Genomic DNA, 13678 nt, shown 5'->3' with positions numbered 1-13678 from the left:
ATTCCAGCCATCGGCACCACAGAGTGCATGAGGCTGAAACCGGGCCCGCCTTGTGCGGGCCTTTTTTTGTGTCTGTGCGCACAACCACCCACCTGTCAGGAACGCGTCCACGCCTGCTGCAGCAGTTCCGTCAATTCGGGTTGGAGATGCTCGGTCCGAGTGACTGTGGTCACCCCCTTCAGGCGTTCGGACCAACTTTCACGGCCCGGTACGCCGAGTAGGGTGCTGTCATCGGGGGTGAGGGCAAGGCTCAGCAATACGCCGCCGCTGCGGAGCGGACGGGCGGCGGCAAATTGCACATTCCGGGAAAACGCGGTGAAGCTTTTGCGTTGTCCGATCACGACATCGGGCATGCTTTCGATGTAATCCCTAATCACCGCAAAGATTTGTGCAGTGTGCGGGTCTGACCATAAATTGCCGGCAAGCTGGTCGGGTTTTGACCAGGATGCTGTCGGCGGAAAGGCTGCATTGAGCACCATCGAGGCGTGATTCTGGCCAAGGCCATAAGTGGCCTTCATCCACGCCAGGCGGGCTCTGTGTGCAGTCTCCGGACAAGTCCGGGCCAAGTCGGCCCATTGGTCCAGTGTTCGCCCGGTATCACGCTCCAGGCCTTCGCGGACCGATTGGAACCACTTTGCCTGGCGTTCGGTCAAATGCGATGGGTCGGGCATAGTCCGGCATCCTGACCGTCAAATGGTGCCGAGGCAGAATACCGGCATTAAGGCGACGATGGAAGTGGTGAGGAAGCGCAGCGGATGTTTTGGCCATCTTGTTCATAAGGCGGGTAAATTCCCGTTTGGTTGGGTACCAAAGAAACCAATGTGGTAACAATGCATCAATAGCTGCGGATTCGCAGCGGTATTCGCCTATCCCGCTGACTCCCGGCCCCAAACGCGCTAGATCGACGTTACCGTCTGTGACGTTCGCCCGGCGCGGTCTTGGGAGGGGATGCGACAAAAATCGCACCGCGCCGGGTGTTACATGGTTGGATATCCGATGCTGAAACAGGCGGGTGTGTCCGACATGGTGCAGACTTTCTGGTGCGACAGACCGGGCAAATGGGCGGATGTCGCGATTGGCGGATCGGCACAATGAGCCTTGGTCTGGCAGCGCTGCTGTCGTTCTTGTTGATTGCGCTGCTGTTCACGGTGGCATGGCTGGTTGAAGCGCGCACGGTCGGTCGGGCTGGCGCGATGCCGCCGCGTCTGCGGCACATGGTCTATACGCTGGGCCTGGGCGTCTATTGTTCAAGCTGGACGTTCTATGGCGCGGTCGGCAGCGTCGTGCGCGAGGGCTGGAACTATTTGCCGATCTATCTGGCGCCGTGCCTGCTGCTGCTGGCGGCGCCGGGATTTCTTGGTCGGCTTGGCGATGCTGTGGCCGCGGAAAAAGCCGCGACGATTTCCGATTTCATCGCCGCGCGGTTTGGCCACGACATCGGCATGGCGCGGCTTGTCACGCTGACCGCGTTGAGCGCGATCGTGCCTTATGTTGCGCTGCAATTGCGGTCGATCGGCATTGCCATTGCCTTGTTGTCCGATCGAGCGGTGGCGGCGCCAGTCATGGTGGCCGCGGCGCTTGTGCTGGGGTTGTTCGCCATCCTGTTTGGTGCGCGGCGTTACGAAGTGGCGGGGCGCACCGAAGGCCTGCTGTTTTCGATCGCGCTTGAATCGGTGATCAAGATGGTGGCGCTGGTGGTGGTGGCCGGGGTGGCCATCGCGGTCATCGCGCATGCGCCGCGCGCCAATGTCGCGCAAGGGTATGACCTGTTGCGGGCCCATTTCCGCCCTTCTGCACTGTCGGTCGATTTCCTGGTGATCGGGCTGGTGTCTGCGCTGGCGGTGGTGGTCCTGCCGCGCCAGTTCTTCATGGGGCTGGCACAGGCGCACGGGGCCCATGATCTGCGCGATGCGCGCCTGGGGGCGGCGGGTTATATCGCGGCCATGGCGGTGTTGATCGTGCCGATTGCGTTGGGTGGACTGGTGGCCTTGCCCGGCGATGGCACGCCGGATCTGTTCGTGCTGCGGCTGCCGGCGGCGACGGGGTATGATTGGGCGGTGATTGCCGCGTTGAGCGGGGGGATCAGTTCGGCGGCGGCGATGGTGATTGTCGATACCACCGCGCTGGCGATCATGGTGTCGAATGACCTGATATTCCCGACCGTGCTGCGCACGAGTGCCGCCGATATGGGCGTCGGCCAGCTTGGTCGGCGCATGATGGGGGTGCGCCGGTTGGCGATCATGGCGGTGATGAGCGCGTCACTGGCGTGGGCTCTGCTGCTGCCGGCGGGCAGTTCGCTCGCCTCGATCGGGTTGATCGCGTTTGCGGGGATGGCGCAGTTCAGCCCGCACTTCCTGCTCGCGGTCTATGGTAAAGGGCGCGATCCGGTGGCCGGGCGATGGAGCCTGGGCGCGGGATTTGCGCTATGGCTGTGGACATTGGCGCTGCCACCGATCCTGCCGCCGTCATGGCTGGCGGGGTTGCTGGGCACGCCGTTTGATCCGTTGCATCTGTTCGGCCTCGGCCATGCCAGCGCGCTGGTCCACGGGGTGCTGTGGTCGCTGAGCGTGAACGGGGTCGTGCTGTTCGCCATGTCGGCCGCGCGCGATGGCGTGCGTGTCAGGCCGAACTTGTTGCGCGGGGCACGTCATGTGCGCAACCAGGGCGAACTGGCGCAATTGGCGGCGCGTTTCGTGGGCGAACAGGCCGCCGAAACCGCGTTTCCGCCCGCCCTGCACAATGCCCCGGTCGATCGCAAGGCGGCGCGCCAGGCGCAGGATCTGATCGCATCGGTGGTCGGGCCCTCGTCCGCCCGCGCGTTGGTCGCTTCCGCCCTGGCCGGAGGGCAGATGGGGCTCGACGATGTGACCCGCCTGCTCGACGAAGGTGGGCAGAGCCTGCGGTTTTCACGCTCGTTGCTGGCCGCCAGCTTTGAAAACCTGCCGTCGGGGATCAGCGTCATCGATGGCTCGTTCAATCTGGTTGCGTGGAATTCGCGTTATGTTGATCTGTTCGGCTATCCGCCGGGGCTGGTCCGCGCGGGTGTGCCGGTGGCCGATCTGATCCGTTTCAACATTGTTCGCAGCGGTTTTTCCGGCACTATCGAGGCAGAGGTCGATCGGCGTCTGGCCCGGTTGCGCGCGCGCCAGCCTTATGTGTCCGAACGCATCCGCCAGGATGGCCGGGTGATCAAGTCGGTCGGTGGGCCGATGCCCGGCGGCGGCTATCTGACCAGCTTTACCGACATCACCGCCGAAACCGAAACCCGCGACGAGCTCGAGCGCACGCTCGAACAACTCGAAACCCGCGTGGCCGAGCGCACCCAGGCGCTGTCGCAGGCCAACCGGCGGCTTGCCGAATCGACCCGTGACAAGACCCGCTTCCTGGCCGCCGCCAGCCATGACCTGTTGCAGCCCCTGCATGCCGCACGCCTGTTCCTGTCGGCGCTCGATCGACAGACAAACGATGCACAGCGGGTGCTGGTTGGCCGCGTCGAACGCGCGATTGTCGCCGCCGAGGCGCTGTTGCGGGCGTTGCTCGATATTTCGCGGCTCGATGCGGGGGGCATTCAACCCCATCCCGAACCGATCGCGCTGGCGCCGTTCCTGCGCGACATTGCCGAAGGCGTGCGGCCGCTGGCCGAACAAAAGGGGCTGCGGCTGATCATCGGGCCGCTGTTCGGCGTGGTGCGCACCGATGCCGGGCTGTTGCGTTCGGTGGTGCAGAACCTGCTGAGCAATGCGGTGCGCTATACCGAACGCGGCAGCGTGCTGATCGGTGTGCGCCGCCGCGGGCATCGGTTGCGCATCGATGTGGTGGACAGCGGGGTCGGCATTCCCCAGGACCAGCGCAGCGCGATCTTTGGCGAATTCACCCGGCTTGGCACGGTCGAGGCCGAAGGGTTGGGGCTGGGACTGGCGATGGTCGAGCGCATCGCACGGCTGCTCGATCTGGGTATTGATGTGGCGTCCAGTCCGGGGCGGGGCAGCCGCTTTGGGGTGACCATCGCGCCCACCGCCGCGCACGTGGCGCCGGTCGCCATGCCGATTGCGCAATCCGCCGATCCGGTGCCGCTGCGTGCCATGACCGTGCTGGTGGTCGACAACGACAAGACCATTATCGAGGCGAGCGAAGCCCTGTTCGCGGGCCAGGGCCATCGTGTGCTGGGGGCGGGCACGATCGCCGATGCGCTGGCGCTGGCCGACCAGGCCGATGCCGCGCTGATCGATTACAATCTTGATCGCGGTGAAACCGGGCTGGACCTGATCGACACCTTGCAGCGCACGATGCCGCATCTGGCGCTGGCACTGATCAGTGCGGCCCAGGACCCCGCCCTGCGGATGGCGCTGCGCCGTCGCGGCGTGCCGTTCTATGCCAAGCCGGTCGATCCCGCGCTGCTGGCCGAATTTATCGCCACGGCGTCAAAGCGCGAGGTCGAGCCCCAGTGAGCGCGCGGCCAGGGCCGCCTGCGTGCGGTTCTGCACATCGAGCTTGCGCATGATCGCGGTCATGTGCGCTTTGACCGTGGCCTCGCTCATGCCCAGATCATAGGCGATCTGCTTGTTGAGCTTGCCGGCCAGCACGGCCAGCAGGACTTTGAGCTGGGTAGGGGTCAATCCGGCAACGGTGCCGCGCACGCGGTCAACTGTGGCGTGTGCGCCATCGCCTTGCGCGCCATCGCCGTGCGCATCGGGTGCAGCAGGCGAGCGGCCGAGCGCGGTGCGGATCGCCGCCTCGATCTGCGGCAGATCGGCATCCTTGCGCAAGAAACCCACCGCACCGAACGCGCGCGCCTCGTCGGCCGCGTTGGCGTTGTCGGCGCCCGACACCACCAGGATCGGCACGGTCGGGCGTTCGGCGTGCAACAGGGCGATGCCCGAATAGCCCACCGCGCCCGGCATTTTCAGATCGAGCGTGATCAGCGCCAGATCGGGCGTTTCGGCCGCCGCGCGGGCGGCCGACGCCAGTGTTCCCGCCTCGATCACTGTTGCCTCGGGCGCGGCTGTGGCCAGCGCCAGTGCCAGTGCCTGGCGGAACAGCGGATGGTCGTCCGCGATCAGAACGGTCAGGCCCAAGGCAGGCGCGGCCAAGTCAGGCGGGGCCACATCAGGCGCCGACCAGTTGCGGCCGGTTGGCGACCAGGTGATCGACCACCGACGGATCGGCCAGCGTCGACGTATCGCCCAGGTTCGACAGATCGTTTTCGCCGATCTTGCGCAAGATGCGGCGCATGATCTTGCCCGACCGGGTCTTGGGCAGGCCGGGTGCGAACTGGATCACGTCGGGCGTGGCGATCGGGCCGATTTCGTGGCGTACCCACGCGATCAGTTCCTTGCGCAGCGCTTCGTCGGGAACCACTTCGGCGTTGCAGGTGACAAAGGCATAGATGCCCTGGCCCTTGATCTCATGCGGCATGCCGACCACCGCCGCTTCGGCCACATGATGGTGGGCGACCAGCGCGCTTTCGATTTCGGCAGTGCCCATGCGGTGGCCCGACACGTTGATCACGTCGTCGATCCGCCCGGTGATCCAGTGATAGCCGTCTTCATCGCGGCGGCACCCGTCACCGGTGAAATAGAGCCCCTTGAAGGTGGTGAAATAGGTCTGGAAAAACCGTTCCTGATCCCCCCACACGCCGCGCATCTGGCCGGGCCAACTGTCGGTGATAACCAGGCAGCCATCGGCGGCCCCGTCGAGGAAATGGCCCTCGTTGTCGACCAGCGCGGGTTTCACGCCAAAGAACGGGCGACTGGCCGATCCGGGTTTCAGCGCGGTGGCGCCGGGCAGCGGGGTGATCATCGCCCCGCCGGTTTCGGTCTGCCACCAGGTGTCGACAATCGGGCAGCGGCTGTCGCCGACCACTTTGTGATACCATTCCCAGGCTTCGGGATTGATCGGTTCGCCGACAGAGCCGAGCACGCGCAATGAACTGCGGCTGGTCTTTTTAACCCAGTCATCGCCTTCGCGCATCAGCGCGCGCAGCGCGGTGGGCGCGCCATAGAAAATCTCGACGTCATATTTGTCGACCACTTGCCAGAACCGGCTGGGATCGGGCCAGTTGGGCACGCCTTCGAACATCACCGTCGTCGCGCCGTTCATCAACGGACCATAGACGACATAGGAATGGCCGGTGACCCAGCCAATATCCGCTGCGCACCAATAGATCTGGCCGGGCCGGTAATCGAACACATACTGGTGGGTGATCGAGGCCCACACGGCATAGCCGCCGGTGGTGTGCAGCACGCCCTTGGGCTTGCCGGTCGAACCCGAGGTGTAGAGGATGAACAGCGGATCTTCGGCGTTCATTTCCACAGGGGCACATTCGGCCGATTGCGCGGCAACGCCGGAGTGCCAGTCGATATCGCGCCCCGCAACCATTGGCACCGCCGCGCCGGTGCGTTGCAGCACGATCACCGTTGCCACATCGGGGCATTGCTTCAACGCTTCGTCGACATTGGCCTTCAGCGGCACCTTGCGCCCGCCGCGCAGGCCTTCATCGCTGGTCAGCACGATGCGGCTGTTGCAATCGACGATCCGCCCGGCCAGCGCATCGGGCGAAAAGCCCGCGAACACGATCGAATGGATCGCGCCGATCCGCGCACAGGCGAGCATCGCCACCGCCGCTTCGGGCACCATCGGCAGATAGATCGTCACGCGATCGCCGCGCACCACCCCGTGTGCCGTCAACAGATTGGCAAAGCGGCAGACATCGGCATGAAGCTGGGCATAGGTGATGCGCCGTTCGGGCTCGTCCGGGCTGTCGGGTTCCCAGATGATTGCGATATCGTCGGCCCGCGTCGCCAGATGGCGGTCAAGGCAATTGGCCGAAAGGTTAAGCGTGCCGTCCTCGAACCAGCGGATGCCGAAATCGGCCTCGTGAAACGAGGTGTTCTTCACCGTGGTGAACGGCGTGATCCAGTCGACCCGCTGCGCTTCCTCGCGCCAGAACGCCTCTGGCTGTTCGACCGAGCGGTGATACATCGCAAAATAGCGCTCTTCGTCGATCAGCGCAGACGCAGCCCAATCGGCCGGTACCGGATAGACAGCCTCGCCCATGGTTCGCAGCACTCCTCTCGTTATTGCGGGCCATCTAGCGCATGTGCGCGCAGATGGTCGTTTAGACCATGGTATTAGAGCCTCTCGCGCCATCGCGGTCGGGCCGAAATAGCGCAAGTGGCCGACACCGCCTGTTGCACGACCCAAAGTTCCGCGCAGCGCATTGTGCTATAAGCCTTCTGTGCCGCGCGTGCAAAGCCGTAGCGTCGCGGATTTTGCGCTGATGGCCCCAAAATCTCGGCGGCACATCGACCTTGGTCGCAATCGCGCGACCTTGGTCGGGCTGGGCAGGTGGCGACCGGCAAGCGACACAGGAGGGGCGCAAACGGTTGCCCGGGGTGGGTCGACGCTTTGCGCCAGACATCTTCACATTTCAGACAAGACAACGAAAATATAGGAGAGGATTATGCGCAATCGCGTCGGGCGTGCCGCCCGCGATGTGCTGGGTGCGACCACCATGCTGGCCGCTGCCGTCGGCTTTTCCGCCATCGCCCATGCCGATACCCCGGTCGCGGCGGGCATTTCGATCTTTGCCACCGTCGATGTGGGCCTTGCCTATCAATCCCAAGGCGTGCCGTTGAACGGGGCGTCGGTCGGCGGGCTGGAATATCAGGCGTTCACCACCACGCGCAATTTCACCGGTCCGCAGACCACGCTGGCCGAAAACGCCATCGAACAGTCGAAAATCGGGCTCGCGCTGTCGGAAAAGCTGGGCGACAGCGGGTTTGCCGTGGTCGGTCGGATGGAAACCGCGTTCAATCCGTTGTCGGGCGAATTGAGCGATGCGTGCAAATCGCTGGCCGAAAACAGCGGGGTCGGCACCCCGGCCAATCCGCAGGGCCAGAATGCCAACTTCGATTCAAGCCGCTGCGGCCAGGCGATCAACGGCGTGCTCTATGGCGGGATCGCCAGCAACGCCTATGGCACGCTGATCGTCGGGCGGCTGCTGTCGCCGGTGCAGACTGCGCTGGCGACGTATGATCCGCAGACGGTGGGCCCGGCGTTTTCGTTCTTTGGCTATTCGGGGTTCGAGGCCGGGGCCGGCTCGACCCAGGCGACCCGTCTCGACAATTCGGTGCAATACAGTGTCACGGCGGGCGATGTGCATGCCAGTGCGCTCTATTCGGTGGGCGGACGCGATACCGGCGTGCTGGGCAAGACGGTGTTTGCCGATGTGGGCGTGGCGCATGGCGGCCTGCAGATCGATGCGCTCTATGCCAAAGTCGATGGCGCGGTGAACTTGCGCTCGTCGTTCGACAATGGTCCCGCGCCGACTACCGGCAGCCCGCCGGCCGGCCTGGCCGCGTTCGTTTCCGACAACATCTCGTACAACGTGATGGGCAAATACACGCTGGCTTTGCCCGGCAAGTCAAAGCTGGCGTTCTATGCCGGGTACACCCACCTGCAAAAGGCGCATGGCGATTACAACGGCGGGGCTGCCCAGGGCGCCTATCCCATTAGTGTCGGCATCAACATCAACCAGGCGGCCAAATACAATGTGCTGTGGCTGGGCGCCCGCTGGACCGATCCGCAGGGGCTGTCGGTGTCGGCCGGGCTCTATCACATCCACCAGGCCGCGTGGACCATCGGGCTGGGCCCCGGCGGCACCGACAATCTCGATTGCAGCGCGGCCGGTCTGCTGTGCGCGGGCAATTTCTCCGAAGCTTCGCTGGTGGTCGACAAGCCGGTGATCAGGCATGTCGATATCTATGCCGGGGTGAATTATTCGGTGGTGACAGATGGCCTGGCCTGGGGCTTTGCCGACAATCAGGGCGGTGCGGGCAACGGCACCCAGGGCAGCCAGAACCAGGTGACCCTGACCACCGGCATCCGCGTGAAGTTCTAAACAAACCAGAACAACAAACATGCCCCGGCGCCCGCCGGGGCATCAGGAGAGTGCGCCATGGCAACGACGTATGACGATCTGCCCCAGCATCACGCCGTAACCCGCAGCGAACGGCTGGTGATTACCGCCAGCTCGCTGGGCACGGTGTTCGAATGGTATGATTTCTATCTCTATGGGCTGCTGACGACGATTATCGCGTCGCAGTTCCTGGCCGGGCTCAATCCCACCACATCCTATATCATGGCCTTGCTGGTGTTCGCGTCGGGGTTCATCGTGCGCCCGTTCGGCGCGCTGGTGTTTGGCCGCATCGGCGATCTGGTCGGCCGGCGCTATACGTTCATTGTCACTTTGTCGGTGATGGGCGCCTCGACATTTCTGGTCGGCTGCCTGCCGACTTACAAGACGGCCGGGGTCGCCGCCCCGGCAATGCTGGTGGGCCTGCGCATGCTGCAGGGGCTGGCGCTGGGCGGCGAATATGGCGGCGCGGCCAGCTATGTTGCCGAACACGCGCCCGACAACAGGCGCGGGCTCTATACCAGTTGGATCCAGATCACCGCCACGGCGGGGCTGGCGATGGCGCTGCTGATCGTGATCATGGTGCGCTCGCCGGTGACCGGCGTGGGTGAAGAGGCGTTCAAGGCATGGGGCTGGCGCGTTCCTTATCTGTTGTCGGGCCTGTTCCTGGCGATCGGTTTGTGGTTGCGGCTGAAACTGCACGAATCGCCGGTGTTTCTGAAAATGAAGACCGAAGGCACCGGATCGAAGGCACCGCTGACCGAAGCATTCGGGCAGTGGATCAATCTGCGCGTGGTGATCATCGCGTTCTTTGGCGCGATCGCAGGGCAGGCGGTGATTTTCTATGGCTGCCAGCTCTATGTCATGACGTTCCTGGAAAAGATGCTGAAGCTTGACGGGTTGACCGCCAACGTGCTGCTGGCGGTGGCGCTCGTGCTGGGCAGCCCGTTCTATCTGGTGTTCGGCGCGCTGTCGGACCGGATCGGGCGCAAGCCGGTGATCCTGGCCGGGTACGTGCTGGCGGCGGCAACGCTGTTTCCCGCGTTTCACCTGCTGACATCGGCCGCCAATCCAGCGCTGGCCGCCGCACAGGCCAACGCACCGGTGACCGTCATCGCCAACCCCGGCGAATGCAATTCGCAGTTCGATCCGGTCGGCGGCAAAAGCTATGACACCACAAGCTGCGACATCATCAAGGCGATGCTGGCCAGGGCCGGGGTGAATTATCGCAACGTGGCGGCCCCGGCCGGGACAGTGGCATCGATCACCGTGGGCAGCGCCAGCTTTACCGCGCCCGATCCCGCCAAAGTCTCGGGTGATGCCAGGAAAGCGGCAATCGGCGCGTTCACCGCATCGGTGGTGGGCAAACCGGCGGTGGCCGCGGCCTCGGCGGTGAAGGGCGCGCTGGCCACTGTCGGCTATCCGGCCAAGGCCGATCCGGACAAGATCAACAAGCCGCTGGTGGTGGCCATCCTGTTCTATCTCGTGATCCTGGTCACCATGGTCTATGGCCCGATCGCGGCGCTGCTGGTGGAACTGTTCCCCAGCCGGATCCGCTATTCGGCGATGTCGCTGCCCTATCACATCGGCAACGGCTGGTTGGGCGGGTTGCTTCCGGCGATCAGCTTTGCCATGGTCGCGGCCAACGGCGATATCTTCTATGGCCTGTGGTATCCGGTGGTGGTTGCGGCGGGCACGGCCGTCCTTGGCGCGCTGTTCCTGCCGGAAACGTTCCGCCGCGCGATCGACGGTTGATCGACCATCACGACAGCAACGGGCAGGACTGGCGCGTTCTGCCCGCATGCCCCTTTCGTTTGCCTATCCGCCAAAAGTCGCTCTCGCCCGCCGCGGCAAACTGGGCCAGATTGCGCCAAACGCAAACGGGTGGGCGGGATATGCAGGAGAGCGGGATGAGCGGGGCCTATCGCCAGGCGTGGCAAGACAGCATGGACCAGCCCCGGGCTTTCTGGGCGCAGGCGGCGCGCGCCATCGACTGGACCACCGCGCCCGCCGCGACGTGGGACGATCAGGCCGGCTGGTTCCCCGGCGGGACGCTCAACACCTGTTACAACGCGATCGACCGCCACATCGCGGCGGGGCGGGGAGGCGCGCTGGCGCTGATCCACGACAGCCCGGTTACCGATACCGTCTGCCGGTTCACCTATGACCAGTTGGGTGAAGAGGTTGGCCGGGTTGCCGCGATGCTGGCCTCGCTCGGCGTGGGGCGTGGCGACCGGGTGATCCTCTATATGCCGATGATCCCCGAAACGGTGTTCGCCATGCTGGCCTGCGCGCGGCTGGGGGCGATCCATTCGGTGGTGTTCGGCGGCTTTGCCCCGCTGGAACTGGCCAAGCGCATCGATGATGCCGCGCCAAAACTCGTGCTGACCGCCAGTTGCGGGATCGAGGGCACACGCACGGTCGCCTACAAACCGATGGTGGATGAGGCGCTGCGGCTGGCCGATCATCCGGTGGCGCACGTGCTGCTGCTGCAACGCGACCGGCTGGGGGCCGACCTGGTGCCGGGGCGCGATCTGGACTGGGCCGTCTTGCGCGCCGCCACCGCGCATGATCCGGTTCCCGCGCCGGTGGCAGTGGCCTCGGACGACCCGCTCTATGTGCTCTATACCTCCGGCACCACCGGCACGCCAAAGGGGGTGGTGCGCGAAAATGGCGGCCATGCCGTGGCGCTGGCCTGGTCGATGGCGCATATTTTCGACATCGGCGCGGGCGACGTGTTCTGGGCGGCGAGCGACGTCGGCTGGGTCGTCGGGCACAGCTATATCGTCTATGCCCCGCTGCTGGTGGGCGCGACCACCGTGCTGTTCGAAGGCAAGCCGGTCGGCACGCCCGATGCGGGCACATTCTGGCGGGTGATCGCGCGCCACGGGGTGAAATGCCTGTTCACCGCGCCCACCGCCATCCGCGCCATCCGCAAGGAAGACCCCGATGCCGCGCTGCTCCACGCGATCGGCACCGGGCCGTGCCGGGCGATCTTTCTGGCCGGCGAGCGCGCCGATCCCGATACGATCGGCTGGCTGGAGACGCACAGCGGCCTGCCGGTGATCGATCACTGGTGGCAGACCGAACTGGGCTGGCCCGCGACTGCGACGTGCCTGGGGCTGGGCGACCGGCGCCGTCTGCGGGGCAGCGCGGGCTTTCCGGTGCCTGGCTATCGCTTTGCCGTGCTTGACGAAACGGGCGTGCCCGTGCCCGCCGGCACCAGCGGCGCGGTGGTGATTGCCGCCCCGCTGCCACCTGGTGCTTTCCGCACGCTGTGGAACAACCCGGTGGCCTATGCCAGGAATTTCGCCGCGTTCCCCGGCTGGTACGAAACCGGCGACGCGGGCTTTATCGACGATCAGGGCTTTGTCCATATCATGGGACGCACCGACGATATCATCAATGTCGCGGGCCATCGCCTGTCCACCGGCCAGATGGAACAGATCGTTGCCGCCACGCCCGGCGTGGCCGAATGCGCGGTGATCGGCGCCGACGATGCGATCAAGGGCATGATCCCGGTCGCTTATGTGGTGCCCCGCGCCGACATGCGCGACCACGCCGCGCTCCACCACGCGGTGATCGCCAGCGTCCGCCGCGAACTGGGCGCGGTCGCCGCGCTGAAAACCGCGTTCATCGTGCCCGCGCTGCCCAAAACCCGCAGCGGCAAGACCCTGCGCAACCTGCTGCGAAAAATCGCCAACGGCGAAGACACCCCCATCCCCCCCACCATCGAAGACCCCGCCGTGCCCGCACAGATCATCGCCGCCATGCGCCAGACCGCCCAAGCCTAGCCACAATCCCCATTGCAACCCGGCCCGCCCCCCGCTAAGGGCCCTTTCCACGCCAACGGCGCGCCGCTTTAGCTCAGTCGGTAGAGCACATCATTCGTAATGATGGGGTCAGAGGTTCGAATCCTCTAAGCGGCACCACCTTTTCAATAACTTAGGTGAGGCATCTGGAGCTGAAATAGCTTCATGGGCATGGCTTGACATCACATAGGCATTACGCGGCAAATTCTGGCCTTGCCGGAGCCTCGTCTGTCAAGTGCTGAATTCAAGCCCGGCCTTCGCCCATGATCTCGGCTGGCCCATATTCCTGCGGAATGAGGGGAGCAGGATGACCGGAGCGCGTGGGTGCGAATGGGATATGGGTTTGTTTGAACGCCCACGGGTCACGTGAACCATTGGTCAAAAGCACAATATGACGGTCAATTAGACCAGTCAGGCGGCCGAAACATGATAATGAGCGTTTAATAGCACTTCGAAGGAATGATTATTTTGTACTTATAAAGTAAGAAATAAAAACGCGTAATTTGATTTTTACGATATCAATAGAGATTTTGAATATAGCTATTGTTGATAGAAATACTCCAATTATAATGGCATCAATATATATAGAAAGGTGCCAAGCCAGTATTATAGCTGCATCAAACCCGCCGGTCAGAACTATAATTTCTCCGCCGAATATGATTATCCCACATAATGCAAAAAAATATAGCAATTTTGCGCGATCATTTGATTCAATTTTTCTCGCCAGAGGCTTAACGACATTGTCGTGTATGATGTATCCCACGGCTGTGTTTCTAAAAAATTTAGAAATCAATATAATTATTAGCAATAACAATGAAATAACGTTAGCCATATTAAATATCCATCCAAAAAATAATACGAAAGATGTTGATATTTTTACGACCATTATAAAAATTAATAATTTTTAGTAGACTATTATCGAGATTTTTAAGAAAAATTCTATGAATCG

The 13678-nt window shown here is 63.4% G+C and carries 7 protein-coding genes and 1 tRNA gene; 5 read left to right on the top strand and 3 right to left on the bottom strand.

Annotated features, from left to right (window positions below):
- Window positions 1–95 precede the first annotated feature (95 nt).
- Complete coding sequence (locus AQZ49_RS11390; protein ID WP_067615663.1) at window positions 96–671, bottom strand: DUF4287 domain-containing protein; 576 nt, start codon at window positions 669–671, stop codon at window positions 96–98.
- Window positions 672–1091: 420 nt separating this feature from the next.
- Here AQZ49_RS11390 and AQZ49_RS11385 point away from each other — a divergent pair, with 420 nt between their 5' ends.
- Entirely contained in the window at window positions 1092–4448 is a 3357-nt protein-coding gene (locus AQZ49_RS11385; RefSeq protein ID WP_067615661.1) for a PAS-domain containing protein, read from the top strand.
- Here the strand turns inward: AQZ49_RS11385 and AQZ49_RS11380 are convergent.
- On the bottom strand, window positions 4422–5075 hold the full coding sequence (locus AQZ49_RS11380; RefSeq protein WP_067615659.1) for a LuxR C-terminal-related transcriptional regulator: 654 nt from the start codon (window positions 5073–5075) through the stop codon (window positions 4422–4424). The two genes, AQZ49_RS11385 and AQZ49_RS11380, sit on opposite strands and share 27 nt — an antisense overlap.
- Before the next feature lie 31 nt (window positions 5076–5106).
- The gene (gene acs / locus AQZ49_RS11375) at window positions 5107–7056 is read right to left on the bottom strand and encodes an acetate--CoA ligase (RefSeq protein ID WP_067615657.1); all 1950 of its coding nucleotides are present in this window, start codon (window positions 7054–7056) and stop codon (window positions 5107–5109) included.
- A gap of 406 nt (window positions 7057–7462) precedes the next feature.
- Here acs and AQZ49_RS11370 point away from each other — a divergent pair, with 406 nt between their 5' ends.
- The 4 genes from AQZ49_RS11370 (at window position 7463) to AQZ49_RS11355 (ending at window position 12849) form a co-directional block, all read left to right on the top strand.
- On the top strand, window positions 7463–8902 hold the full coding sequence (locus tag AQZ49_RS11370) for a porin family protein (RefSeq protein WP_067615655.1): 1440 nt from the start codon (window positions 7463–7465) through the stop codon (window positions 8900–8902).
- A gap of 57 nt (window positions 8903–8959) precedes the next feature.
- Window positions 8960–10672, top strand: coding sequence for an MFS transporter (locus AQZ49_RS11365; protein WP_067615653.1), 1713 nt, complete (start codon window positions 8960–8962; stop codon window positions 10670–10672).
- Window positions 10673–10827: 155 nt separating this feature from the next.
- A complete protein-coding gene (locus AQZ49_RS11360; RefSeq protein WP_067616075.1) occupies window positions 10828–12711 on the top strand; it encodes an AMP-binding protein in 1884 nt (627 codons plus the stop codon).
- Window positions 12712–12773: 62 nt separating this feature from the next.
- Window positions 12774–12849, top strand: a tRNA-Thr gene (locus tag AQZ49_RS11355).
- The last annotated feature ends 829 nt before the right edge of the window (window positions 12850–13678 follow it).

The organism is Novosphingobium sp. FSW06-99 (assembly GCF_001519065.1).
Lineage (GTDB): Bacteria > Pseudomonadota > Alphaproteobacteria > Sphingomonadales > Sphingomonadaceae > Novosphingobium.
Note: the sequence above shows the minus strand (reverse complement) of the source record. Positions and strands in the feature narration are given on the sequence as shown.